Origin of the sequence: Akkermansia sp. 54_46 (assembly GCF_001917295.1) — a bacterium.
Lineage (GTDB): Bacteria > Verrucomicrobiota > Verrucomicrobiia > Verrucomicrobiales > Akkermansiaceae > Akkermansia > Akkermansia muciniphila.
In genome coordinates this window covers 74,078-100,416 of the sequence record NZ_MNUD01000033.1, presented here as the reverse complement: position 1 = coordinate 100,416, position 26,339 = coordinate 74,078, and the positions used below count along the sequence as shown (strand labels likewise).

The window sequence follows — 26,339 nt, the reverse complement described above, 5'->3', positions numbered from 1 at the left end:
ATTTCAATTAATTGTTTTGACAGGCCTTCTTTTGACGGGAGGTTCCGTGCAGCGTCATGCAACTGTGGATGCCCAAAAAAGAAGACCCGCTTTTACGGATAGCGAATTTGGAATCCGCAGAGGAATTAAAAGAACGGACGCGGAAACATACGGAAAACCCTTTCCCGCGCGGGTCGGGAAAGGGCCTACCATAACCAAGTAAAAGCATGCGCTGGAGCGCTCTCCTACTTAGAACGTATAGCTGAGGGCGCCGTTGATACCGTGGGCGGTCAGCTTGTTGCGGGTCTCGAACTGGTAGCAGACGCGTGCTCCCCACTGGTTGGAGAAGAGCACATCAATGCCGGCATTCAAACGGAATGCGGTGCGGCCAACATTGACGCCGCGGGCGTTCCAGGTTCCGAGGGGGCCGGCGACATTGGATTTCGGATTCATGCGGCTCACATCCTGGGCTACGGCTACCGTCAAGGCCGGGGTGATGGTGGTGCCTCCGTCCGTCTGGTAGGCACGGGCGATCGTAATGCCGACAGGAATGGTCCAGTTCTGGGCCCGGGCGTGGGCGAAAGTGCGCCCATAAGGCCCGCTTTCAGAGAATCCCTTGAGTTCGGACGTCATGAACTCAATACCTGTGTAAGGCGTTACAAAGGCTTTGCCGAGCGCGAAACGTTCCGTCCAGGTGCCGTACAGGCCGCCGCTGAAGGTGTCCGTATCTGCTCTGCCATTGGCGGCGGAACCCATCATGTAGGAATCGCCCTTGAAACGGGAACGTCCGTAGGCGCCGTAGCCGTCCAGCGTGAACTTGCTGTCCCTGAAGGGATGCATGCGTCCATAAATCATGGCCAGGAAGGAATCGACGTCGTAGTCGGCGCCGATGCCCGTCTTATCCTTGAAGCTGCCGAAGCTTTGACCGGCGGCGATGCCGATCAGGGAACCTTGAGCGGCTTTGTAGTCAATGCCTACGGCATAACCGCCGGCATTGTACTTATACCCGGAAACACCGTCGCGGGCATCCTGGTCATCCCAGATTCCCATGCCGCCCACCCAGATATTGCCGTTGCCTCTGGCGATTGTCTTGCGGGCGATCGGAGAACCCTTGGCGTCCACTACTTCAACGGTGTCTTCCGTCTGGCGTGCCATGGAGGCGGCGGATTGAATGCGCCCCAGGTCGGCGAAGTTCCGCACGGTGCGGCTGGCTGCCCAAGTGAAATTCACCACGTGTTCACCGCTGACGGACTGGATGATGCGGGCCGCTTCATCCGCGCTCGTGGCCCGGAACAGGTTTTCATAGAACTGGGCGGCGGGAGAACCGGCGGCCACATTCAGACGGTTGTTTTCCAGAGCGGCCGCTACGGTGTAAACGTTGCCGTTGTAGCCGGACATGGGACCGTCAATGCCCTTCATATCCTGGGTGATGGTGGTGGTGCCTTCCGCCGTTCCCGGAGCCATGGTGGTGCTCAGGAATACGTTGTTCAGCAGGCGTCCGGAAATGTCCGTGCCGTTCAGCGTGACCGTCACGCTTTCCGTGCCCTTGCGGAGTTGGGCGAGCGGAACGGGATTGCCGCTGGCGTCGGATACCTGGATGCCTACGCGGGAATTATCCTGGAACGTGGCGGGAGTGCCGAAGTCCAGTACGGACCCGTCGCTCAGCAGCAAGGTAGAATCGCCTCCGAAAGTGGCGGAAGCTCCCTTCATGGTGGAATTCTTCGCCAGGGTCACCTGTCCCGTCCGAATGTCGTAAACAGTATCGTCCGTCCCCATTACGGCGCCGTCGATGGACTGGAGCGGACCGACTTTTCCGGTGGCGGAGTCAACGGCGCCGAAGGTGGCATGGCCGATGATCAGGTTGCCTTCAAGCTGCTGGTAGGTTCCTCCGAACGTATCGGTGGTTCCTGTGCCGCCGTAAACGAGAGTTCCCGCTCCGGTCTTCGTCATGACGGTCTGGTCAGCAACCAGCGGAGCGGCGTCAGCCGTGGAAGAGGCGGCCGCGGTGGAGATGCCGTCATTGATGAAGGTATAGGCGGTGGCGTCCGTATAAACGTTGATCCGGGTGTTCTGGCCCGCCTGCACGGAACCGGAAACGCCGTTGGATGTATTGCCGGAAAGGATTGCTCCGGAGCCGATGTACAGGGTTTGCCCGTCCGCCAGGTTGATGGCGGCTTTGCCGTCGCTGGTGGCGGTGTTATCCAAAACCTGGGTACCGTCCCCGATGGAAATCTGGCCACCTGCGGAGATCACGCCGTCAGCGGCGGTATTGCCGGTGATGACGCTGTTGTTGCCGATGGCGATATTGTCATCCGCCGTCAGGGTGGAATTTCCCTTGACGGTAGTATTTTCACCCAGCGTGACGCTGCCTTCGATGGTGCCCAGCTTTTCCGTGCTTGCGATGGTATTCCAGCTGCCTCCGTCATTGCTGTAAACGGTTTTGTTCAGGTCGGCGGATTCTGCGGAAACAGTAGTGCCATCCAGGATGGAATTGTCTCCCAGGGAAATATTGCCGCCCTCAGTTTTGAGGGTGACGGCCCCGGCTGTGGTTTCTCCAAGAATGATGCCGCCGGAGACGCTGTCATCCATAGAGTCGATGACGGTTTTGCCGGTCTGGGTGTTGGAGGCGTCAAACTGTTCCGTAGTTACGGTGCCGATTCCCGCCGTGGAGGTCACATCTCCGTTCAGCGCAACTTTGGACGCCGGATCGCTGACGATTTGACCAGTCGCCGTTACGGTATCCTGCATCGTGACGTTGTTGCCCAGGACCACGGCCTGTTCGTTGGAATTATTGTAAGTATTGTACGTCGTCCTGGTATAGGCTTGTCCTGTCGGCGGCGTTGCCGGATCTACGGTTTGAGTTGCCTGGCCGGTGACGGTAACGGCTTTTTCCATGGAAACATTGTCGCCGATGCCTACCTGTCCGTTCGTGGAGGTGACGGTGGCTCCCACTGTCCTGGGATTGGCGGCATCATTCGCACCCTTGATGGCAATATTCCTGCCGTCAATAGTGGTGGTAGTTGAAGCATTCGCCACCACAATGTCATTGTCGCTTCCCGGGAGTTCTTTTAGGGTGATGTCGTTAAAGCTGACCTGGTTATTAACCAGATCATAATTGAAATTAATCAGTTGGTTGCTGGCGTCCGCCATTTGGACGGTAACATTGCCCGTCCCGGAGATGGCGTTCAACTGGGCTCGTTGTTCCTGGGTCAGCGTGATATTGTCGGAGCCGGAAGGTACGGTAATCGTGATGGTTGAAGCTTCATTGGAAGCGGCAGCCTGGTTCCAGGCCGTAACGAATTCATCGGCACTGTTGACTGCATAGTCAGCTGCCGTAGCAACGGAGAAACTGCCAAGGCAGGCGATAACAGCCGCCAGCAGCATATGTGGGAGTCTTAATTTCATGCTTTTTTATTTTTTTAATGATTAGATGGTTATGCGTTCGTGACAATCACGGCGCCCGAGATTTTAGATGATTCTCATTCCGGTTCGTTCACCGGAATGACATGAGAGAAATTAATGGAAATAATAATTAAAATTGTTCATAATGAATTGGTTATACTTCTTCTTCAAATAATTTAATCATGACAGTTTTTTTCAGTCTTGAGCCGGAAAAGAATTTTAATAAAATTGAGAATAATTCATATTTTATTGGAAAAATTAAATTATTTAGAAATTATTTAATTTAGTATTTTTTTTGTTGAGATTATCCGTTTTTGTCTGAATCATTTTCTGAATATTAAAAGTTAAAATTTTTATAAATTTTACGTCAGGTCTGTTATGATGTAAAAGATTGACTATTTTAATAATAACAAATGTATTATGTTATTTTTTGTGTATCCTGATTACTGCGTTTCCCAGCTGAAACAGGAACTGAGGTAATGGTTCCATATGGAGAGATATATTCAACGTTGTCCGGATAGATGAATATATTGTTTGTTAATAGGTTTCATGATTAATTTAGAAGTTTGGCGAGATTGAAGGCCGGGAGGAATGGCCCGAATAAATGCGGGCGACTCATAAACCTTTGCGAATGAAAGTCTGGTCGGGGTATTTTTTGACGCGGCCCGCATATGCAGATGGAGCTTCCCTAGGAGAGGGCCTTCCCTTATTGGTTTTGCTGGATATGGCGGTGATGAACCGCAGCGGTAGAAACGGAAGGATGCGGTAAGAGCCGCGGTGTCACGGTTTTTGGAATGTGGCCGGGGTTATCAGGGAATTCCCTTTTCCGGGAAAGACGGAAATATCTCCGGATAAGGGTTGGAAGCAGGAATGCAAATGGGTGGGAAAAGAACCCTTCGGAAACTCCGCGCCGCGTTTTCCCTGTCCGGCGGGAGAAGATTGAGAACCGGCGTTTCCCGGATACAACCCGGGAGAGGAGAGCTGGATTATTCCACCTCCCACTCTTCCACCAGGCCGGCTGGGAATTCATCCAGAAAGCGGGAGGGCATTTGCATGAAGGTTCCTCCCTGGGCGCGGCAGTTCCAGCGGGGGTAGGTCAGGTAAAGCTGGTCCTTGGCGCGGGTAATGCCTACATAAAAAAGGCGGCGTTCTTCTTCCAGCCCGGCCAGGTCTCCGTCGTCAATTACCCGCTGGTGCGGAAACATGCCGTCGCACAGGCCGATCAGGAAGACGACAGACCATTCCAGTCCCTTGGCCTGGTGGATAGTGGACAGAGTGACGGAGCCGCCGGAGAAGTCCGCCGCGGCGCTTTCATCATCCGTGTTGCCCAAAAGGGAAAGCTGGGAAAGAAAATCCTCCGTGGATTCAAAGCGTTCGGAAAATCCGGCCAGATGCAGAAGATCCTGCCTGCGCTGGTCGTAATTTTCGAATGCGGCCTGCATGTACTCGTCGTACACGGCCTCATTGATGGAAAGGAGCATGGAGGCCGGACCGGCCAGCTTTCCGGCGGGGGCCAGTTCATCCAGTGTGTAGCAAAGCTGCGTCCAGGCCGTTCTGGATTTGGCAGGAACCGGGAAATCCAACATCAGGGCGGAAAAGGATTCCGGAGGGGTTTCCTGCCGGCTTTCCGGGCAGGCGGTCCAGCGTATCCAGAGTTTTTGGGCCATTCCAGGGCCGATGCCGGGCAGCAGCATCACCATGCGGCGGAAGGAAAGTTCATCCTTGGGATTGACCACAAAACGCATAAATGCCACCACGTCCTTAATATGGGCCTGCTCGAAAAACCTGATGCCGCTGGTGATGCGGAAAGGTATTTCTCCGCGGGTCAGTTCCATTTGCAATTCCATGCTGTGGAAGTGGGCGCGGTAAAGCACGGCTATTTCACTGGGGTCCGTGCCTTCTTCAATGAGATCCCTGATACGCTGGACGACAAATTTGGCCTGTATCCGGTCGTCGTTGAGCGGGACAAGGGCGGGGGGCATTTCCCCGGTGGGCCGCACGGAGCGGAGCTGTTTTTCAATTTGAACTTCGTTGGCGGCGATAGCCGCGTTGGAAAGCTCCAGAATTTCCGGCACACTGCGGTAATTGGTTTCTATCTTGAAAGTCTTTGCCGCCGGATAGCGGGTAGTAAAGCTGAGAATATTTTCCATGTCCGCTCCGCGCCAGGAGTAGATGCTCTGGGCATCGTCCCCCACCACCATCAGCTGGCCGTGTTCCCGGGCCAGCATGTCAATGAGGCGGCTCTGGAGGTAATTGGTGTCCTGGTACTCATCCACCAGAATATGCTGGAAGCGGGAACCGTACAGGGCACGCAGGTGCTCCTGTTCCTGAAAAAGCCTCACGACGTTGAGAAGCAGGTCGTCAAAGTCCATGCTGTTGGTTTCCTGCTTGCGGGCTACGTATTGGTCATGCACCTCCAGGATGGCGTCCAGGTGGTTGGAAAGGTAGGGATAGGCGTTTTCCAGCGTTTCCCGGATATTGGCTCCCTCGTTGTCTGCCAGACTGAACAGGGATGAAAGAACTTCCGGCTTGGGGAAGCGGGTGGATTTCTCATCCAGTTTGAGGGATTTGACCACGCTTTTAATCATGGATTTGCGGTCGTCGGAGTCCATGATTGTAAAAGCCGGCGTATATCCCAGGTATTCCGCATGCTGGCGCAGGATGCGGTTGGCAATGGAATGGAACGTGCCGCTCCACAGGCGGGACAAGTCCAGGGGAATCAGGGAACGCACCCGTTCCGTCATTTCCCGCGCCGCCTTATTGGTGAAGGTAAGCAGCAGAATGTTCCATGGGTCCGTACCGTGATCCAGAAGCCAGGCCACGCGATAAGTCAGCGTGCGCGTTTTTCCCGATCCGGCTCCTGCGATGACAAGAGCCGGCCCCGGTTCTGAAGAAACGGCGGCGTACTGTTCTTCATTGAGGGCCGTACGGTAGTCGATCCCGGAGATGGGGGCGACCGGCGCGGCATCCTGCCTGATGACATATCGGCGAGCCATGGAATATGGTTAATAATTGACAGGCAACAGTAAATAGAGAAGTTGGAAAGGCTTGCCCCTTCTCTGCTCTCTGATGACTCTTTTAAAAGTCCAGGTACATTTCCGCGCGGCGGTTTTCCTTGCGGGCTTCATCCCTTGTTTCTTCGTCTGCCGTGGGGGAGTAGGTTCGGCGCGGCTGAGATTTGCCGAATCCCTTGGTAACGATTCTTTCCGCAGGAACGCCGAACTGGACGAGCTGGGCTTTCACGGCGGCCGCACGGCGTTCGGAGAGCCCCTGGTTGTAGCGTTCGCTCCCCACGTCATCCGTATGGCCGCTGATTTCCAGCTTCTTGCCACTGTCCATCTTGATAGCTTCCGCTACGATTTGCAGCTGGCGTTCGGAACGCTTGGAAAGGGTATCTTCATTAAAGCCGAAGAACAGGGCCAGGGAATCGCCGCCCTGGGGATTTTTTACAATGGGGATAAAGATGTCGTCTCCGGCCCCCTGCCGTTTCGTATAGGCTTCCAGCATGCTGTCCAGGGAAGCTTCCGCAACCAGCCATTGTCCGTCCGTTTTGGCCACGGTCAGGCCTACATTGCCGGCCTTCCTGCCCTGGGCGTCCTGAAGATGAACGAAAAACCCCGCATTGGTGGGCGCTTCGTAGGCGGTTTTGATGGGAGCGTCCTCCCGGAGCCGGAAAGCCCCCTCCTCAAACAGAATGCACAAACCGGCTACCGTGGCATCCTGCACTTTAGTTCCGTCCACGAACTTCCTCGCCCCGCGGAAATCCGCCTTGGCGACGGCATCCATGAAGGAACTGACGATGCCCATGGGGTCATTCATCGCCATGGGGGCGACTTTGTCCTTGGCCAGATCCTGCTTGCTGGGCAGAGTGAGGGTATCCAGCGTCCACTGTTGCTTGTCATTGCGCTTCATATCCAGGTAGCCGCGCGCGCCGCTGCTGAAATTGAGCGTGTATCTGGCTGTGGGATTGGCCCCCTGGTTGTTCGCGCCGATGCTGGTGATGCCGGGAGAGGAAAGGCGTATATGGCGGGCTTCCATGAGCTCCCGGATGAGGCGGCTCTGGTTCTCCGTCACGGCCTGCTGGATTTCCAGGGATTTCAGGATGTCCTCATCCCGGTCCTGAATGACTTTGGCAATTGCCTGCGCCAGTGTCTGGGGGGAGCTGAGATTGATCAGGGAGGGCGGCGTAGCCGTCTGCCGGCTGATATCTTCCTTGGTAAGCGGGTCGACGGTGGGTTGGGGCGTTACCGTCTGGCGTGCCGGTACTTCCGTTTGCGCCGCCGGTTCAGCGGCGGCGGGTTCCTCTTCCTTATTGTCAAGGAACAGGAAAACCAGGGCCAGGCTGCCTACGACCAGGAAGCTGATGATGAAGGCGGTGATGGTGGATGCGTTTTTCATTGGAAGTGGATGTATGAAGAAGGGTCAGGCGTTCAGTGCTTCCAGCAATTTGGCGTGAATGCCTTCAAAACCGCCGTTGCTCATTACCAGAATAACGTCTCCCGGCTGGGCTTTCTTGCAGACGGCAGAGACGATTTCCTGGGCATGGCCGCCGATCAGAGCGTCCTTGCCCAGTGCGGAAAGGTCGTTGGAAAGTTTGGTGAGGTCCAGGCGTTCCTCCAGAGCCACCTTGTCCGGATGATCCACGGCGGCTACCACAGGGAAATCCGCCGTAGCGAGGGACAACGCCAGTTCATTCTGGAAGATATTTCTGCGTGTGGTGTTGGAGCGCGGTTCGAAAATGGCCCAGATGCGTGATTCCGGATAGCGCTGGCGCAGGCCCAGGATGGCCTGTTTGATGGCTGTTGGATGATGGGCGAAGTCGTCCACTACGGAAATGCCGTTGACCACCCCCTTGACTTCCTGGCGGCGGGCCACGCCTTCAAAGCGGCTCATGGAATCCGCCAGCTGCTTGACGTTCAGTCCCGCAAATTGTGCGGCTGCAATTGCCATGGCGGCGTTGCGGATGTTGAACTCTCCAATCATCGGTACGTAGTACCGGGTTCCTTCCAGTGTGAAATGGCTGCCGTCCGTGGAGGTCTCCACATCCAGGATACGGATGTTGGAAGAGTCGGAAAAGCCCACCGTCTTGACGGGGCACGGGGCCCCCTTAACCACGTCCAGGCAGTTGGGATCGTCCGCGTTGACCAGGGCCAGGCCGTTGCGGGGGATGATCTGGGTCAGCCGACGGAAACTCAATTTGATTTCCTCCAGGGAATTGTAAATATCCGCGTGATCAAATTCAATGTTGTTGATGACCACCAGTTCCGGGAGGTAGTGCAGAAATTTGGAACGCTTGTCGAAAAACGCCGTGTCGTACTCGTCCCCCTCCAGCACGGAAAAATCGGAATCCGTAAAACGGCCCCCGCGTCCGAGATTGCGGGCAATGCCGCCAATCATGAAGCTGGGGTTCAGCCCGGAATCCTCCATCAGCCACGCCAGCATGGATGTGGTGGTGGTTTTTCCGTGGGTGCCTGTTACCACATAGTTGCGCTTGCCGCGCAGGAAGTATTCCTTCATCGTCTCCGGGAGGGAAAGGTAACGCAGGCGCCGTTGGAGCACGGCTTCCACCTCCTCATTGCCGCGGCTCATGGCATTACCGATGACGATGACGTCCGCATCCGGCGGGATGTTGGAAGCCTTGTAGCCTTCAAACAGGGTGATGCCTTCCTCCTCCAGAAAAGTGGACATGGGGGGATAGACGTTGGCGTCGGAACCGGTGACGGTAAAGCCGCGGCGGGCCATGGCGGCGGCTACCGCGCCCATGGCGGTGCCGCAGATGCCGAGAAAGTGGAAATGGCTGTTCATGACGGGGAGAGGAATGGAGCGGGTTTTATTTGGAAAAGGAAGGAGCCGCAATACAGGAATCCGCCAGAGCCCGGTCCCGGCGGCGCACAATGCCGTTGGCGATATCCGTGACCATGCCGGACAGCAGGCGGGTGAGATGGCTGCCGGGCGTGTAATCCGCCGGGGCGATGAAATTCACGCGGTCGGAATTGGAGGCCAGGTTATAGCATTTGCGGAAACTGCGGCCGGTTTCATCTTCCGGATTATATACGGCTACGGCGTGGCCTCCGTTCCGGCGCATGACGGTGAAGCAGGGAACGTCCGTAGGGCCGTCGCCGATGTAAATCATGTTGGCGAAAGGAATGGGGCGCATGTCTTCCGGCATGTGGTCGTTTACGTCCTGGTCGTAATCCAGCATTCCCTTGTTGATGCGGAAAAGGTACTGGGTTTTCGTGGTGTGGGAAATGACTCTCTTGGGAAAATTGATGTAGCCGTTCTCCTCGCTGAATTCGCATCCGAATACGGCCTTGAAATAAGGGCGTAGGGCGGAACCGTCAATCAGGGCTTTCAAACCGGAGGAGATGATATAGTATTCAATGCTGATGCCCAGATCCGTATGAAGGGAGGAGAGGGTCATGGACGGGAACGCGTTAAAAAAGTCCGGCAAACCGGGGTAAAAGGTGAGGCGCTCTCCAAGCTGGGTAAGCCGGGCGTTGCTGACGCGGTCCAGGGAAAGGGCGTCCAGCAGGCTTTTCATGTAAATCAGTTCTCCGTCCCAGCCTTCTCTTTCTCCGGTGGCGTTGCACCTGGTCCAGAATTCCTGCGGAGAAATGCCGAATTCCGGGAAGATGGCCTGATCCTGCATGTAGAAGGGACTCAGGGTCTGGTCGTAGTCGAAAACCAGGGCGATCGTATTCTGCGGGGAGGACATGGGAAAGACGGAAAATAAAGTTACATGCGGAACTGGTCGCCCAGATACTGCTTGCGGGCGATGGGGTCGTTGGCGATTTCCTCGGAAGTACCGTGCTTGATCACCTTCCCTTCAAACAAAATGTAGGCGCGGTCCACGATGTGGAGGGTTTCCCGCACATTATGGTCCGTAATCAGGATGGAAAGGCCGTCCGTATCGCGCAGTTCCATAACGATTTTCTGAATGTCTGAAACGGCGATGGGATCCACGCCGCTGAACGGTTCGTCCAGCATCAGCAGTTTGGGGCTGGTAGCCAGGGCGCGGGCGATGGTCAGCCTTCTCTTTTCGCCGCCGGAAAGCTGGATGGCCATGGAGCGGCGCAGCTTGGTGATGCCGAAGCGGTCCATCAGCTCTACGGCGCGGTCCTTTTGCTGGCGGGAAGTCATGTCTTTGCGGGTCTGAAGAATGGCCAGAAGATTATCCTCCACGGAAAGCTTGCGGAAAATAGATTCTTCCTGCGGCAGATAACCCATGCCGCGCCTGGCTCGCAGGTTCATCGGCAATTCCGTAATATCTTCGTCCGCAAAAATCACGCGGCCTTCATCCGGGCGTACGAGACCCGCTACCATGTAAAAGGAAGTGGTTTTTCCGGCGCCGTTCGGTCCCAGCAGGCCCACAATTTCGCCATGGCCTACCTTCAGGCTGACCTGGTCCACAACGGTCCGCGTTTTGTAGGTTTTGCAGATGCCTTCGGCGCTTAGCAAAGGAGAAGAGTGGAACGAACTCACGGTTTGCGGCTGGTTTTCTGGTTTTCCCGGTCGGAAAGTTTTTTGTCTACGTGGCGGAACGTAGTCTTGGTTCCGCGGCTGCCGTACATGTTTCCGTTGGAATACACCCGAATGAAAGCATCCTTGTTCGGATTTTTCACGATGACGTCCGGAGTGACGATGACCGGGACGCCCGTCAGGATGATTTCTCCGGTTTTGGCGTTGTAGGTGATTTTTTCAGCCTGGGCGTTGCTTGTTTCTCCCTGTTTGTTGGTGTAACTGGCTTTTACGTTGCCGGAAGCCGCGACTGTTTTAATGGAATTGTAGTCGAAATTGCCTCCGTTGGGGAGAGCCACCTGAGTTTGGTCCCCCTCTTTTCCCTTTTCCTTCTTGATGTCGGAGGGTTTTTTGTCGCCCGGTTTCTTCGGCACGAATTCCGCATAAATTTTCAGATGATCCGCACAATCCATGGAAAGGCCGGGGTTGCGCACCCGGACATTTTTCATGAACACCAGAACGCCTTCTTCCATATCGAAGTACAAGTCTCCGTCACAATCTACGGTGTACAGGTCTTTTGGGGAATTGGCCTGCAGGAAGCCTTCCTCCGGGCCGGATGCTGCGGAAGAGGGAGTCGTTTCCGCAGCCGGGGCGGGGGTATTTCCGGCAACCTGGTGCTGCTGGCGGAATTCTTGAATCCGCCCGTCTACGGTTTTTTCCTGCGCGCTGTATGTTTGAATCGCCTTTTCCCCGTCTTCCTTCAAGCCTGCGGTTGGAACAGGGGCCAGTTCCCGTTCCCTCCGGGCTGTCTCTTCCTCCGTCAGGGGGCGTACAATATGGGAAGGCGGGGTGAGGGGTTGTTCCAGGCGGGGATCCAGTTCCCTGGGCAGGGGCTGGACAATGTGGGAGGGAACGCCGTTGGCGCCGCTACAGGCAAGGCTTCCGGCCAGGGCCAGCAGCAGGGAGGAAAGTTTTTTCATAAAAAGGAATGGTTACTTGTTGCGTTGAGCCATGCGGATGGTGGTTTGAACGGGACCCAGAATGATGCCCCTCTTGATATTGGTGTCCAGGTAAAGGCCGGTCCCTTTGGCGGAAAGATTTTCTTCCCTGAGGGTGGTTTCCGTATGGGAGACGGCCAGTTTTTTATCCAGAAAATAAGAGGCGGCCTGCGTGAAAAGGTGGGAGGTCTGGTTGTTTTTTCCGTACAAGTACACGTTCAGGATATTCGCGGCAATTTCCTGCGGGGCGGCCACGGTCACGCTTGAAGCCGTCAGCAGCATGGAAAGGCGCGGCCCTTCATATCGTGACAGGCTGACTTTTGGGAGCACCTGGCCTACGGGCAGAAGCTCCAGCATAGGTAATTTTTTATCTACGCCGGCAAAAGGCGTGGCTACGGGCAGGCTGGTGTCCGCTTGCGCCTCCGTGCCGTACAGGGCGGCCGTCAAAAAGCATGTGGACAATAATTTCATCATGACTGAACCGCCTGGTGGATGGACTGAAGGCGTTTCAGCACTCCTTCAAGCAGGTGGAGAGGAATTTGGTTGGGGCCGTCGGAAAGCGCTTTGGACGGGTCTTTGTGCACCTCCATGAACACGCCGTCAATGCTGCCCGTCGCCATGGCGGCGGATGCCAGCACGGGGGCCAGCTCGCTGTCTCCTCCCGTGGTTCCTCCCAATCCCCCGGGTTTCTGAACTGCGTGAGTGGCGTCGAATACGACGGGAAAACCTTCCTGTTTCATCCAGTACAGGGAGCGCATGTCCACCACCAGATTGTTATAACCAAAGGTGGTGCCGCGTTCGCACATCATGAATTCGTCACAGCCGAAGGCGCGCATTTTTTCCCCGATGTTCACGGTATCCCACGGAGCCAGGAACTGCCCTTTTTTGATATTCACGGGCCGGCCGCTCTTGGCGCAGGCTTCCAGAAGATCCGTCTGGCGGCACAAAAAAGCAGGAACCTGGAGCAGATCCACGTATTCGGCGGCAATTTCCGCTTCCTGGGCCGTATGCACATCCGTAACGACGGGCAGCTTCAGCTCCCTGCCGATTTCCGACAGAATGCGGCAGCCTTCCCGCACGCCGGGGCCGCGAAAAGAGGTGACGGAAGTGCGGTTCGCCTTGTCGTAGGAAGCTTTGAAAATCAGCGGGACATCCAGGTTTTTCGCGATGGCCTTGATGGAGCGGGCCATCTCCCATACAAAGGATTCGCATTCCAGAGAGCAGGGGCCCAGAAGGTAGAACGGCCGCGGGCCGCCGATTTCAACGGATTGAATGTAAAACGACATAAAACAAAACCTGTATGTCCTTGTATCATGACGGTTTCAGGCCTTTCGGTCAAGCCGCTATCCTGCCTCCGCGCGGAGATTCGGAGGCGAAGGTTTATTTTTCCGGAAGTATCTTTTTATATTCGATATAATGATTTTGTTATAAATATGGTAAATATTTTTTAGATAGGTGCGTGTAAATGGAGGGGAGCATGGATTGGAAAAAAGCGTATGGAGTTGCCGCCCTCCGGACTTTTTGTTACAAACGGCCATCATGCGTTACTTCCGCATGAATAAATGACAGGATGTTCCGAACGCCGTTCCCCCGCAGTGGTCTTACCGAAATGCCCAGGAAGATTTACAAACTCTTTATTTCCTATGATGAAGCAGGGGCTGAATTGCGGCAGCATGTGGCGGAGCAGTTTCAATATTCAAGCGATTGTGTCTGGCAGGCGTCTTTCCGCAGCCTGACGGCGGCGGATTTGCCTCCGGGCGATGGTGTAGTCTGGGTTTACCCTGTCTTCATGCAGAGCGGCGTGACGGTGACGGAGACATTGCCGGAATTGCTTCGTGCGCTGTATGCCGGGAGCGGGCAGCATCCGGAACTTGTTTTTAAACCCGTATGGGGAGCGGGATGCGGCGGTGTTGGTTTTAGGGCCGCCGCCTTGCAAAAGGAATTGGAGGGGGAGGCTTCCCTGCTGGTGGTAGCCCACGGGGTAACGGGAAGGGAGGCTGCCCCTGAGCCGGCGCAATTCCTCCAGCAGTTGAAATTCCGGCTTCCGGAAGGAACGGACATGGCGCTTGCATACTTTGGCGCATTTCCTTCTGTGGAAAAGGTATTACCCGGATTGAAGGGGCAAAAGGTGGTAGTGCTGCCGTTCCTGATTGGAAAAGGGAAGCATATGCGGGAGGACATGCCCTCTTCGGAACTGGCCGCACGGCATGGGAAAACGTTAAAAATCCTCCCTCCGTTCGGTGCGTTTTATTTGCAAGCGGAACGGGAATACTGGAAAACGGGCATGGGAGAGTCTGCCGGGAACGGTTTTGACGGGCCTGCGCGGTAAGATATTTTGCTGAAATGGCAAAGTTCTCCATGAGCTTGCTTGCGACAAGGTTCCGCGAACGGCGGAATAGTTTCGTAAATCAATGATTTATGCTTTGACAAGAGAGGGGGCGGGAAGTATATTGCCCGCCCCTCGCGTGATTCGGCGCAACTAAACAACGGGGATCGGAGGGGTAAAAAGCGTCGAAGTCCCCAAAAACTGCTTTTCCTGCCGCAAGGAAAGCCACCTACATACATATATGATTAATGATCTGATTAACCAGATGGTTGAAGCCGGTGTTCATTTGGGCCACCAGACCCGCAAATGGCACCCCAGCATGAAAAAGTACCTTCTCAAGGACAAGGCCGGTATCCATATCATCAACCTTGAGGAAACGGAAAAATGCCTGGACAAGGCCTGCTCCTTCCTGGCTGATCTGGCCCGCCGCAATAAGAAAATCCTCTTCGTCGGCTGCAAGCGCCAGGCTCAGGAAGCCGTCCGCGAAGCTGCGGAAGCCACTGGTCAGTACTATGTCAACCACCGCTGGCTGGGCGGCATGCTCACCAACATGAGCACAATCCGCAAGAGCATTGAACGCCTTGTCTATCTGGAAGGGATTGAAAAGAGCCCGGAATTTAAGAGCATGTCCAAGAAGGAACTGGCCGCTCTGGACCGCGAACGCCAGAAGCTGGAACGCAACCTTCAGGGCATCCGCAACATGGGCGGCGCTCCGGACGCCATGGTGGCCATCGGCGCCGACCATGAAGACATCGCCATCCGCGAGGCCCACCGCCTGAACATTCCCGTCTGCGTTCTGGTTGATACCAACGCCGACCCGAAGGAAATCGACTTCCCGATTCCCGGCAACGACGACGCCGTCCGTTCCATCCGCCTGATTCTTGACTGCATTGTCAAGGCCATCAACGAAGGCAAGGGCGCATCCGCCGAAGCCTAAACCAACCATTTAGAAAGAACAGAAACACTATGGCAGAAATTACTGCAGCTCTCGTCAAGGCCCTCCGTGACAAAACGGACGCCGGCATGATGGATTGCAAGAAAGCCCTCAACGAATGCAACGGCGACATGGATGCCGCCGTAAAGTATCTTCGTGAGAAGGGAATTGCCAAGGCTGCGGCCAAGGCCGACCGTGACGCCAAGGAAGGCGTGATCCGCGCCGCTGTGGCTCCCTGCGGCTGCTCCGGCATCATCCTTGAACTCAACTGTGAAACGGACTTCTGCGCCAAGGGGGACAAGTTCCAGGGTCTGGTGAATGACGTTGCCAACGCTCTCATGGATTCCAAGGCCTCCACGCTGGAGGAGGCTCTCCAGGTCCCCATGGCGGAAGGCTCCACGGAAGAATATATCAAGGCCATGTGCAGCTCCATTGGCGAAAACATGGCTCTGCGCAAATTCGCCCGCCTGACGGCGGACGGCATCGGCGCCGTGGTCTCCTACATCCACATGGGCGGCAAAGTGGGCGTTCTGCTGTCCATCAAGGCCGGCAAGGAAGAAACCGTCAAGTCTGATGCGTTCAAAGCCCTCGCCAAGGATTTGACCTTGCACATCGCCGCCGCCGCTCCCAAGAGCGTCAGCTCCGATAGCCTGGATCCCGCCTTCGTGGCCGAGGAACAGGAAATCGCCAAGCAGCAGCTCATTCAGGAAGGCAAGCCCGAACACCTGCTGGAAAAGATTCTTCCCGGCAAGCTGAAGGCTCTGTACGCCCAGTCCTGCCTGCTGAACCAGGTATTTGTGAAGGACCCTGCCGGAAAGATGACGGTGGAGGCCCTCCTCAACCAGGCCGGCAAGGAACTCGGCGACGATATCTCCGTCGCCTCCTTCGTCCGCTACCAGCTCGGTGCGTAAGCTCTGAGTCAGAGTATCTCTGGAACCGTTCCCTTTGCGGGGAACGGTTCTTTTGTTTGATATGGCTCCATGGGGGGATTTATCCATAAATTTGATTCAGGGAGGATCCGGAAATCCGGATAGGGGATCATCAAAATATGCGGGATAGAAAAGCTCCGGCCCTGCTGCTGGTTGCGGCCTTCATCCTGGCAGCCGTTTTTGGAGCGCTTTTGGGCTGGAGCGTGTTTTTTCCTTGTGTGCGGTCCCTGATATTTCTTGGCGGTATTATAGTTCTTCAAAAAGGCCAATGGATGGTGGAAATGGGGGAACAGCCTCTTTTGCTGTTATCAGCCTCGTGTGTGATGATGAACCCTTCTGGTTCCGGGTGGCTCCGGAAGACATGCGAAATGCCCAGCCGGGGCTGGCGTTCATTGCCGGTCCTGGTTTTTCTGTGGGGGAAACGGCATGGGAGGGCGCATGGATGTCCTGATATTGGAGGAACTGGCGCGGCTGGGGTCTTGTCTTGCATCGGAAGGCTTGTTAGGGTGGCGGCATGGCTTTTCTGGAACTGGATCATGTGAGCGTTGTCTTTCCTGCGGTGCAGGGGCTGCTCTCTGCCCGCAAATCTGCCCCCGTAGTGGCGGTGGACGGGGTGTCGCTGTCCGTGGAAAAGGGAGAAATCCTGGGGCTGGTGGGTGAATCCGGTTGCGGCAAATCCACGCTGTCCCGCACGGTGATGCTGCTCCAGAAGCCTACGGAGGGCCGCATTTTTCTGGAAGGGGAAGAGTTGACGGCTCTTTCCGCATCCGAAGTCAGGAAGCGCCGTCCGGATTTCCAGATGGTTTTCCAGGACCCTTATGCTTCCCTGAACCCCCGTTTTACGGTATATGCAACATTAAAGGAGGCGTTGCAGAGCCGCCGTAAAAGAACTTTTGCCCAGACGAGGGATGATGTGGCGGAACTGATGGAAAAGGTAGGGCTGAGCCCCTCCCTGATGCGCAAGTATCCCCATGAATTTTCCGGAGGCCAGCGCCAGCGCGTCGCCATTGCGCGCGCATTGGCGCCGGAACCCAGGCTGGTTATCGCGGATGAACCCGTTTCCGCGCTGGACGTTTCCATCCAGTCCCAGATTCTGAACCTTCTTATTGCCCTGGCCCGCGACTTGAGCCTGACCATGATATTCATTTCCCATGATTTGTCCGTGGTCCATTATATCGCGGACCGCATTGCCGTGATGCGCAAAGGCCGCATTGTGGAATACGGGGAGGCGGACAAAGTATTTTCTTCCCCTTCCCACGAATATACGCAGGCGCTTCTCGCCGCCGTACCGCGTCTGTAAATGGGGATGGCCCGGCGTCAGTTTGGACGAATACGGGAAAGTTCCGTTTCCTGCGGAGTTATCCGCACAGGTTTAAGAGGGACGGTTTTCCGGAAGATCCATCCCTGAATTTTCAGCGGAACGCGGTTTCCGGCAGTTTGGTTTTCCAGTGCCTTGCAAAGACGATGAATGGATTTGTTCCCAGGGAGGCATCGTGTCCACTGCCTCCGCATGGTTGACGGATGATCTTCTCTTTGAGGTATCCGGCAGGCTGTTCATGCTTTTTCCTTCATCTTCTTTTTGAAAAAGGAGAAGTAAATCCGGCGCGTTATGAAAAAAGGGGGAGTCGCAAAATGGCTTGCATCATGGGCTGCCCGGCAGCACATAATAATGCCGCCCTGCGGGAACTGCCGGAACAGGAGGATATGGAGATTGTGGGAAGGAAAAACATCGTTGTTTTTTTCATACTGCCGTCCGGCTGGTATTTCTCTGTGATACGCCAGATGGCTTCTGCTTGTTTTCTGACGGGGAGGCGGCAAGGAAAGGGCTGTTATTCCTGAACGGAATATCCAGCGGCTTCCTGCATTTCCCGGATGCATTCCTCCATCAGAGCGGCGTCTATCTCATGGACGTCTTTTCCCCGGCCTATTCCGGTAAGCATCAGTACCGTCAGGTGACCGCCGAGGTGTTCGCGGAAGGCCTCCAGACCTTTCAGCACTTCGCAGGCGCCGTTTTCTGTCCTGCGGGAAAGCAGGGGGTGGAATACGGGCAGTTCCAGGGTTTTCAGCACGGAGATGATTCTTTCCGCCTCCGCGGCAGGCAGCCATCCTTTCCGGACGGAATAAAGGATATCCAGGCACATGCCCACGGAAACGGCCTCCGCGTGCCCCAGTATGTAACCGGACATGGTTTCCATGTAATGGGCGGCCCAATGTCCGAAGTCCAGGGGACGGCTGGAACCCAGTTCAAAGGCGTCTCCTCCGCATGCAATGTGCGAGGCGTGCAGCAGAGCGGAATGCTCCACGGCATATTCCAGAGCATCCCGTTCGCATACAGCCAGCGCGGAGGCGTTCGTTTCCAGCCAGTTGAAGAAAGAGGCGTCTTTCACCACCGCCACTTTCACTACTTCCGCCAGCCCGGCTCTTTTCAGGGGGAGGGGCTGGGAATGGAGGAACAGGAAGTCGTCAAGCGTGGCCCACGCGACGGCGAAGGTGCCCAGATAGTTTTTCCGGCCCATGAAATTGATCCCGTTTTTGACACCTACTCCGGAGTCTGCCTGGGAGAGGGTGGTGGTGGGGATGCGCAACAGCCGGATGCCGCGATGGGCGGTGGCGGCGGCAAAGCCTGCTACGTCAAGAAACGCTCCGCCGCCCACGGCTATGATATAGGAATGGCGGTCAATGCCTGCTTCCACAATGTGGCGCAGGGCCGTTTCCCATGCGGAAAAACCTGTTTTGGCTTCCTCCCCGCCCGGAACGGAACGGCAGCCGGCATAGGCCAGCACCCCGGCATTTTTTTCAAAATAGCGGTCAATGTCTGCCGGAAGCTGAGGATAAAACTGTTCCAGCCCTTTTTCCAGGAGAACGAGAACGCGGCTTCCGGGCCTCTGTTCCATCAGGCTGGCCAGAGCATCATTTTCCGGGCGGAAGGCTCCATGGGTAAAGCCTGTCCTGTAGGGAAAATCAAGCCGGATATTCAGCGTGTGAAGAGACATGCCAGGAGGGCTGCAAATGAACATGGCTCGCGGATTCCTAGTCCCTGCGGAGCACGGGAACGGCCCTCATCTGGATGAATCGGTCCGCTTTGGCAGCTTCCTTCTGGGACATGTACATGGTGTACGGCTGCTGGGTCACTTCGATGCGGTGCGTGCCGCCGGGAGCGGGAAGGTCCAGAAGCTGGTTGAGGTGCTTGAAGCTTTTCACCTGCACGCCGTTGACTTTTTCCACAATGGAGGGGCTCATCTGGGCGTATCCCAGTGTAGCCTGGGTGGGCAGGGCCATCAGGAAGACCACGATTTCATCCACGCCTTTTTTCCGTATGTCCTCTTTCTTTTGAGTGGCTTCCACCAGGTTGAGGGGTGGATGGTTCTTGCTGAGCTTGTTGATTTCTCCCATCATGGCTCCCGTCAGCGGGACAAATACCAGGCCGCCGTAAATGCGGTAGGGCGGATTGGAGATGAAGGGGGCCGGATTGACCAGGTCGCCTTCAATAGCGCTCCTGTCCAGTTTGACGTCCAACGTCATGGGCTGGCTGGAGCCGTCCTTTCCCTTGCGGCGGATGTCCAGCGTAATGGTATCCCCCGGTTTGGCGGAGTCACGGAACAGGAAATTGGCGGAAACGGGGCCCAGCGCGGGATCCTTGATTAATCCTTTACTGTCCAGGGGAATGCCGTTCACGCTTTCCACCACGTCTCCGGGACGCACTCCGGCTTTGTAGAAAGAGCCGTAAACAGGCAGTTTCACCACGTAAAAGCCGCCGCCAGTTTCAGACAGGCCCAGGAATTTGCGGAAAACGGGGTCGGTCAGTTCCGTGACCTGGGTGCCGTCCGCCGGAAAACCGATGTAGTTGCCAGTCCGGGCCTGCTCCAGGAACCGGGAAATCATGGTATGGGTGACGGCCAGAACTTTCTGGGCGGGAGGATCGCAGCTGGCGCTGAGACCCACAAGTTCATTGCCTCTCATGACAGGGTTGCCTGCGCCGCCTTTCAGGGGAGTAACGGAGGATTTGACGTTATACAGGACGAACGGTTCCCCGTTCGTGAACGGGCAGGCGCTTTCCGTCGCCAGAAGGGTTCCGGAGGTGGTGATGGGAAGGCCGTCATCATTGAATTGCCAGAAGGTTACCTTGTCGCCCAGGCGGGGAGCCTTCCCCAGCGTAACGGGGACCAGTTTGTCCAGGAAAGCGGCATCTTTTCCGTTTTTCAGGCGCAGGAGGGCAAGGTTGGCTTCCGGGTCAAAGGCGGTTACTGTCACGGGAACCGTCTGGGCTCCGTCTGCGGAGGTTACTTCCACGAAGCTGGCGGAATAAACGATGTTGGCTGCCGTCAGGATATTGCCGTCTCCCAGATAAATGCCGAAGCCCTGACTGTACGCCGGGTTTTCCTTGCTCCACGGCTGAATCATGGCATAGCCCTGGTTGGTGGCGTTAATGCCGACCATGGAGCTGGTGGGGGAGGGAAGCGGGGCCGGCGAGGGCGTTTCCTCCGCCTGTTCCGCAGGCGTTTCCGTCTGTTGTTCAGGCTGGGGTTCGGGAGCGGTTCGTCCGGCTTCGCGCGGCTGGCAACCGCAGAGCAATATCAGGGAACCGAAGAAAAAAGTGGAAAGAATTTTCATGGCGGTTAACGGGCGGGAGTGGTGTTGCGGCCAGACTGGCGACCGGGAATGGAGCTGTCCAGGCGGGCGTTTTTCGGGATGTTGTAGGTTTTGGAGATGCGTTTGTTGGCCGTCTCCATGGCCTTGCCTTCAAAGACAAGGGGGCGTTCTCCGTTTTTCAGTTCGATGACGACGTATTCCGGCATGTTCTCCGGGTAAAGGAGTTCATAGGCGTGGGTAAGGCCCTTAACTTTCACGCCATTGATTTTTTCCACAATAGAATTGGAAATGGAGCCGGACAGGCGCGCGTTTACCTCATCATCCAGCACTTTGGTGATGATTACCATGTCTTCATGGTCCACGCAGCCGCCGTCTTCCTGGTAATTACGGATGTCCAGTGCAACGTCCAGCATGGAGATGTCCGCCGCCGCGAGCACGTTGCGCTGGATGGGCTGGAACACCAGGCCGCCAAAGACGACGTAGCGGGGCATTTTATCGTATTCCGCCATCAGAAGGTCTCTGGAGGGGGATGGCTTCATCACCATTTCCACCTTCATGGGCTTGCCGTCGCGAATGATATCCAGCGGGAGCCGGTCGTCTTTAAAACAGCGCTCAATGAGTTCTTTCATGCTGATTTTCTGGCCGTCCAGTTCAATCATGGCAGAGCTGTCCACATCATAGCCGTCCACTTTCATCAGCAGGTCCCCGTTACGGAGAACGCCGTCAGCGGAGGACCCCTTGAGCACCTTGCCGATCAGAACGCCCTTTTCGTCGTCCGGCAGGCCGAACGCCTTGCGCATGGCCGGGTTCAGGATGGGCGCAGCCTGAATGCCCATGTCCACGTAACCGTCATAGACGCCGTCCTTGATGTCTTCCAGAAAGTGGCGGATGACGGGGGTTGGAATTACGTAACCCGTGTTATTGGCGTTGTTCAGGCCCTGGAATGCCACGCCGATGACTTTATTCCCCATCAGGACGGGGCCTCCGCTGTTGCCCGGATTAATGGCGGCGTCCACCTGGATGGTCAGGTGTTCCGTGTTGCGGGGGTGGGCGTACGTGGTGAAATCAATGCGGGAGACCACGCCGCGCGTGACGGAAAGTCTGTTGCCGCCGATGGGGTAGCCGATCACCCTTACTTCGTCTTCCAGATGAGGCAGGTTTTTGCTGAATTCAAAAGGACGTATTCCTTTGAAAGGCTTGGGATCGTCCGCCTCCAGCAGAGCCAGATCCGCGTCATGGGCGATGAATTTGACCCTGGCGGGAATTTTACGGGAATCTCCGTACATGGAGATATAAATGCGCTCCGCGTTGCTAACCACATGGGCGTTTGTCATGAAAGCGTTTTCCCCGATCAGGAAACCGGTGCCGATGCCTCCCTGGTAGCGGCCGGTATTCCACGGAGTAGCGTAATCCGGAGTCAGGGAATCCATCTCAATTTTTACGACGCCCTTGTATTGGTCATTGATGGAGACGACAGGGCCGGACATGACCTTGTCCACCCCGAAGTCCGAAATGGAAACAGCCGGCTCATCCGCGTGGGAAAGAGCGGCGCCGGCCAGGACTGCGCACAGCCCTTGAAAACAGGTGTGGGAATGTATCATACGCAAAGATAAAGATTGTGTTGCCAGGGAAGGTTTTGTTGTTACAGGTTGCTTTTGCGGCTTTGGGTTGCCAGACTTTCCTGGAAGGAATTGACTTCCTCCAGCAGGGATGAGAAACGTTCCGCTATTTCACCGTCCATCTGGTAGCCGCAGTTGTCCAGGGCAGCTACCGTCCGGCGCGTTTGTTCCACGCACAGGGCCATACGGGCGGCCATGGTGCAGTAGTCCGCAGCATCCTCCTTCTCCTGGAGGAGGCAGGAAAGAATGCGGGGGGTGATGTAGCGGATGCAGTAAAAAATCTGGTTCAGGGGTTCCGGCGGCCCTGTCCTGTTCCTCTGGGCCTTGTTGATTTCCCGGCTGAACCGGTGCTGGCACAGATCCGTCAGTTCCATTACCTGCTGGAAAAGAGGATGAAACATGCAGGACTGCACTTCCCGGGCCTCCTGTTCATTGAGGATGTCAAACAGGCTGAGCATGCCGGTGCTTTTGCAGGAACAGGGCGTCCCCGTTTCTTCCGACTGGGCGATGTTGTCCAGCACTTCATCCCAGCCCATGACAAAAGCCACACGGATGTCGCCGCTGGGGTTCAGCCTGTATTTCTGGAATACCTCCTGGTAAGCTATGGCGATGGCTTCCGCCTCCCGCAGGCGTTTGTCCCAGTGGTGATCGGGCAGGCTGCCGTCCTCCTGGTGGTTGGAATAGGCTCTGGACCATTCTTTTACCTGGGTTCGCAGCATCTGCTGGTTCGCCATGATCTGGGCTTGCTCTTCGCAGGAATCCATCATCCATTCGGGAAGGGAAACTTTGATGGAGAAGACCGTACTTTCCAGCAGCACCATGTCGTGATGGCTGGTGAACCATTCCAGGTACAGGGCGTTTTCCATGGTTTTCTTGCCTTTGACAGGCATGCGTCGGCTGGCCGTCATATCCCCCGCCACCCCCTGGATATGTTCCGGGATTTGGGTAAGTTCCGCAGGAAGCATCTGTGGGGAGGGATTCCTGAAGTCAACCACGCAACCGGCCAGGTCCTGGAGGCAGTCCCCATGCAGGGTAATGTTCACCGGATGGGGCATCCCCATGAGTTGCAGCGTAAGATGGACGGTTCCGCGTTTACGGTTGTCCAGCGTGCCGTAGTGGACGTAGTCTGTAATTCTGAAAATCATATGGGGAAGAGGGTAGAAAGGGAAGAAAGAGGTGAATGCTGAATCAGCAGGAGGCTGCGACCCGGGGCAGTTCTTCGTTTTTCTTTTCTACGGCATCCATGTTGACAAGCAGTTCCGCAATGGAATCCCAGCGGCCCCGGGTCAGGGCTTCGCGGGCTTCCGCCGGCATCCGGATGGGGAAGGACCCTTCTTTCCAGGAAACTGTCATGTTCAGGAGGTCAATTGTCACTTCCGTTTCCGGGTAATTGGAGATGTGCCGGGACAGAGAGGCAATGTCGGCGGCAGACGCGCATACGCAGGGCAACCCGATTCCGGTGCTGTTGCCGAAAAAGATTTCTGCGAAAGATTCCGCAATGACGGCTTTGATGCCGGAGCGCCTGATGGTCTGCGGGGCGTGTTCGCGGGAAGAACCGCAGCCGAAGTTGGAGCCGCCCAAAATGATGGAAGCCCCTTTGAAGCGGGGATCGTCCACCGGGTGGGATTTGGATTGCCCGTTTTCGTCGAAGCGTTCGTCCCAGAACATGACTCCCGCCAGTTCGTCAAACGTGATGCATTTAAGGAAGCGGGCAGGGATGATGCGGTCCGTGTCCATGTCCGGTCCCAGAACGGGAACGCAGGTGCCGGTGATGGAGGTGAATTGGGTCAGAGACATAAAGGAGAAAATTGAAAAGTTAATTCAGGGAGAATACTTCGCGGGCATCGGAGACTTTCCCGGTCAGAGCAGCGGCGGCCACCATGGCCGGGCTCATCAGCAGGGTGCGCCCGGTGGGGCTGCCTTGCCGTCCCTTGAAGTTCCGGTTGGAGGAACTGGCGCAAAGCTGATCTCCCTGGAGTTTGTCCGGATTCATGGCCAAGCACATGGAGCAGCCCGCCAGGCGCCATTCAAAGCCGGCTTCACGGAAAATGTCTGCGATGCCTTCCTCTTCACATTGCCGGGCAGTCATCTGAGAGCCGGGAACGGCCAGCGCCCTGATGCCGGGAGCCACATGGCGTCCCTTGATGAGGGCGGCCACTTCCCGGAAATCTGAAATGCGGCCATTGGTGCAGGAACCTACGAAGCACACCTGGACCGGCAGTCCCTTAAGAGGCATGTCCGCGGGGAATTTCATGTATTCCAGCGCTTCGTTGATCATCTTCCGTTCTTCGTCGTTCGCAGCGTCGGAAGGGTTGGGAGTGCTGCCGCTGATACCCGTATTCTGGTCCGGAGAAATGCCCCATGTTAACGTGGGCTCAATGGAGGCCCCGTCAATTTCCACGATTTCATCGTATTCCGCATCTGGATCGGAAGCAAAGCCCAGCCAGCGTTCTACGGCTTTGTCCCAGTCCGCACCGATAGGGGCGAACAGGCGCCCTTTAATGTATTCCACCGTGGTCCGGTCAGGGTTCACATAGCCGCAGCGCGCCGCACCTTCAATGGACATGTTGCAAAGGGTCATGCGTTCGTCCATGCTCATGGCGTCGATTACGTCGCCTCCGTATTCATAGGCGAAGCCCAGGCCGCCCTTGGCTCCCAGAAGGCCGATGATATGCAGGGCCACATCCTTGGCGCGCACGCCGGGGGCCAGCTTTCCGTTCACATTGATGCGGCGCACCTTGAGCGGGCTGAGGGCCAGGGTCTGCGTAGCCAGCACATCGCGCACCTGCGTGGTGCCGATGCCCATGGCAATGGAGCCAAAGGCTCCGTGCGTGGCCGTATGGGAGTCTCCGCATACGATGGTCATGCCCGGCTGGGTGATGCCGAGTTCCGGTCCTACCATATGCACGATGCCCTGGAGCCCGGTGGGGATATCGAAAAAGCGGATGCCGTTTTCGGCGCAGTTCCGGCGCAGTTCCCTGATCATGGCGTCAGCCGTAGCGTCCGCGAACGGTTCCGCCTGGTTGTCCGTGGGAATGATGTGGTCCACGGTGGCAAAGGTACGTTCTGGGTGACGCACGGTCAGGCCCAGATCCCGGACCATTCCGAAAGCCTGCGGAGAGGTGACTTCATGCAGCAGGTGAGTAGCGATGAACATTTGCGTTCTCCCATCCGGCAGGATGCCGACGGAATGAGCGTCCCAGATTTTTTGGAAAAGCGTTTTCCCCATAACTGGCATAAGCATCCGTCCGTTCGGGAACCGCGTCAAGATGCAAGGACGTATTGCTGACACGGTCTGTGTCTTACATGAGGCGTTTTTTTGAACATTTCCTCTGCATTCATGGTCAGAAGGGGGCTCTTTCCAGCCTTTGGCGCCTTTCCGTCTTCAGGGCAAAGATGGTTTTCATTCCCTCCGCACGTTCAGAATTCCCTTAATCCCTGTGAAATTTTTCTTCCCATAGCGCTGCAAAAACGTCTCCGAAACATTTCAACAGGTTTCCTTCCGGCAGGGGGGAGAACATTTCATCCTCCAGGCAGGTCATTTGCACGCCCTGGATGCCGCAGGGGGTAATAGCAAGGAAGGGAGGCAGGGATTTCCGGGTTATATTGAGGGCGAAGCCGTGCATGGCAATCCATTTTTTCACCCCGACGCCGATGGAGGCTATTTTACGGTTTTCCACCCAGACCCCTACCAGCCCTTCCCGGATGCGGGCCTGCACGCCGAACCGGGCACAGGTTTCAATCAGGATGTTTTCCAGGGTGGTGACGTAGCGGTGCAGATCCCTGCCGCAGCGGTTCAGGTCCGTAATGGGGTATCCGACCAGCTGGCCGGGGCCGTGGTAGGTGGCCTGGCCGCCGCGGTTGATTTCATGAACGGGAAAGGGAAGCACGGAACCGGGGTGCAGGCTGGCGTGGTTCCGTGTACGCCCGATGGTATAAACCCCGGCATGTTCCAGCAGCAACAGTTCGTTTTCCCTGTCCGGGTCTTCCTGATGGGCCCGGACCAGTTGTTCCTGGAACCGCAGGGTTTCCCGGTAATCTGCCAGGCCGGGGATGCGGATGATGTTCATGCTGCTGAAGGGAGGCCCGGGGACAGGTACGGAA

Annotated in this window: 21 protein-coding genes; 5 read left to right on the top strand and 16 right to left on the bottom strand. The window is 56.2% G+C overall.

Annotation, left to right across the window (positions count from 1 at the left end):
* Positions 1–228: 228 nt before the first annotated feature.
* The 9 genes from BHW66_RS07665 to kdsA form a co-directional block, all read right to left on the bottom strand.
* Entirely contained in the window at positions 229–3,384 is a 3,156-nt protein-coding gene (locus BHW66_RS07665; RefSeq protein WP_102733755.1) for an autotransporter outer membrane beta-barrel domain-containing protein, read from the bottom strand.
* 983 nt (positions 3,385–4,367) lie between these two features.
* A complete protein-coding gene (locus BHW66_RS07660; RefSeq protein ID WP_022197133.1) occupies positions 4,368–6,377 on the bottom strand; it encodes an ATP-dependent helicase in 2,010 nt (669 codons plus the stop codon).
* 82 nt (positions 6,378–6,459) lie between these two features.
* Positions 6,460–7,779: an OmpA family protein gene (locus BHW66_RS07655; protein ID WP_012419734.1), complete on the bottom strand. Its 1,320-nt coding sequence runs from the start codon at positions 7,777–7,779 to the stop codon at positions 6,460–6,462.
* Positions 7,780–7,803: 24 nt separating this feature from the next.
* Positions 7,804–9,186 carry a UDP-N-acetylmuramate:L-alanyl-gamma-D-glutamyl-meso-diaminopimelate ligase gene (gene mpl / locus BHW66_RS07650; protein ID WP_012419733.1) on the bottom strand — a complete coding sequence of 461 codons (1,383 nt, stop codon included), beginning with the start codon at positions 9,184–9,186 and terminating at the stop codon, positions 7,804–7,806.
* A gap of 25 nt (positions 9,187–9,211) precedes the next feature.
* Positions 9,212–10,096 (bottom strand): haloacid dehalogenase-like hydrolase, encoded by an 885-nt coding sequence (locus BHW66_RS07645; protein ID WP_012419732.1) that lies wholly within the window; start codon positions 10,094–10,096, stop codon positions 9,212–9,214.
* A 20-nt stretch (positions 10,097–10,116) separates the two neighbouring features.
* On the bottom strand, positions 10,117–10,863 hold the full coding sequence (gene lptB / locus BHW66_RS07640; protein ID WP_012419731.1) for an LPS export ABC transporter ATP-binding protein: 747 nt from the start codon (positions 10,861–10,863) through the stop codon (positions 10,117–10,119).
* Positions 10,860–11,819: an LptA/OstA family protein gene (locus tag BHW66_RS07635; RefSeq protein WP_046437750.1), complete on the bottom strand. Its 960-nt coding sequence runs from the start codon at positions 11,817–11,819 to the stop codon at positions 10,860–10,862. Before BHW66_RS07635 ends, lptB begins: the two co-directional genes overlap by 4 nt.
* A gap of 12 nt (positions 11,820–11,831) precedes the next feature.
* Complete coding sequence (locus BHW66_RS07630; protein WP_046437748.1) at positions 11,832–12,311, bottom strand: hypothetical protein; 480 nt, start codon at positions 12,309–12,311, stop codon at positions 11,832–11,834.
* A complete protein-coding gene (gene kdsA, locus BHW66_RS07625; RefSeq protein ID WP_046437746.1) occupies positions 12,308–13,123 on the bottom strand; it encodes a 3-deoxy-8-phosphooctulonate synthase in 816 nt (271 codons plus the stop codon). Before kdsA ends, BHW66_RS07630 begins: the two co-directional genes overlap by 4 nt.
* 323 nt (positions 13,124–13,446) lie before the next feature.
* Between kdsA and BHW66_RS07620 the strand changes: the two genes are divergently transcribed.
* The 5 genes from BHW66_RS07620 (at position 13,447) to BHW66_RS07600 (ending at position 17,326) form a co-directional block, all read left to right on the top strand.
* A complete protein-coding gene (locus tag BHW66_RS07620; protein ID WP_022197140.1) occupies positions 13,447–14,166 on the top strand; it encodes a hypothetical protein in 720 nt (239 codons plus the stop codon).
* Positions 14,167–14,404: 238 nt separating this feature from the next.
* Positions 14,405–15,100 (top strand): 30S ribosomal protein S2, encoded by a 696-nt coding sequence (rpsB, locus tag BHW66_RS07615; protein ID WP_012419726.1) that lies wholly within the window; start codon positions 14,405–14,407, stop codon positions 15,098–15,100.
* Between the two features lie 29 nt (positions 15,101–15,129).
* A complete protein-coding gene (tsf, locus tag BHW66_RS07610; protein ID WP_031930425.1) occupies positions 15,130–16,008 on the top strand; it encodes a translation elongation factor Ts in 879 nt (292 codons plus the stop codon).
* A gap of 286 nt (positions 16,009–16,294) precedes the next feature.
* Positions 16,295–16,477, top strand: coding sequence for a hypothetical protein (locus BHW66_RS07605; RefSeq protein ID WP_046437741.1), 183 nt, complete (start codon positions 16,295–16,297; stop codon positions 16,475–16,477).
* 63 nt (positions 16,478–16,540) lie between these two features.
* The gene (locus BHW66_RS07600) at positions 16,541–17,326 is read left to right on the top strand and encodes an ATP-binding cassette domain-containing protein (RefSeq protein ID WP_012419724.1); all 786 of its coding nucleotides are present in this window, start codon (positions 16,541–16,543) and stop codon (positions 17,324–17,326) included.
* A gap of 529 nt (positions 17,327–17,855) precedes the next feature.
* Here BHW66_RS07600 and BHW66_RS07595 read toward each other — a convergent pair.
* The 7 genes from BHW66_RS07595 to lipB all read right to left on the bottom strand — a co-directional run bounded on the left by BHW66_RS07595 (position 17,856) and on the right by lipB (position 26,305).
* Complete coding sequence (locus BHW66_RS07595) at positions 17,856–19,019, bottom strand: 3-dehydroquinate synthase (RefSeq protein WP_022197144.1); 1,164 nt, start codon at positions 19,017–19,019, stop codon at positions 17,856–17,858.
* A 37-nt stretch (positions 19,020–19,056) separates the two neighbouring features.
* A complete protein-coding gene (locus BHW66_RS07590) occupies positions 19,057–20,637 on the bottom strand; it encodes a trypsin-like peptidase domain-containing protein (protein WP_046437737.1) in 1,581 nt (526 codons plus the stop codon).
* A 5-nt stretch (positions 20,638–20,642) separates the two neighbouring features.
* The gene (locus BHW66_RS07585) at positions 20,643–22,217 is read right to left on the bottom strand and encodes a trypsin-like peptidase domain-containing protein (protein WP_046437735.1); all 1,575 of its coding nucleotides are present in this window, start codon (positions 22,215–22,217) and stop codon (positions 20,643–20,645) included.
* A 41-nt stretch (positions 22,218–22,258) separates the two neighbouring features.
* Entirely contained in the window at positions 22,259–23,380 is a 1,122-nt protein-coding gene (locus BHW66_RS07580; protein WP_046437733.1) for a hypothetical protein, read from the bottom strand.
* 43 nt (positions 23,381–23,423) lie between these two features.
* Complete coding sequence (gene leuD, locus BHW66_RS07575; RefSeq protein WP_046437731.1) at positions 23,424–24,032, bottom strand: 3-isopropylmalate dehydratase small subunit; 609 nt, start codon at positions 24,030–24,032, stop codon at positions 23,424–23,426.
* 19 nt (positions 24,033–24,051) lie between these two features.
* On the bottom strand, positions 24,052–25,464 hold the full coding sequence (gene leuC, locus BHW66_RS07570) for a 3-isopropylmalate dehydratase large subunit (RefSeq protein ID WP_046437729.1): 1,413 nt from the start codon (positions 25,462–25,464) through the stop codon (positions 24,052–24,054).
* Between the two features lie 202 nt (positions 25,465–25,666).
* A complete protein-coding gene (gene lipB / locus BHW66_RS07565) occupies positions 25,667–26,305 on the bottom strand; it encodes a lipoyl(octanoyl) transferase LipB (protein ID WP_286688989.1) in 639 nt (212 codons plus the stop codon).
* Between the last annotated feature and the right edge of the window lie 34 nt (positions 26,306–26,339).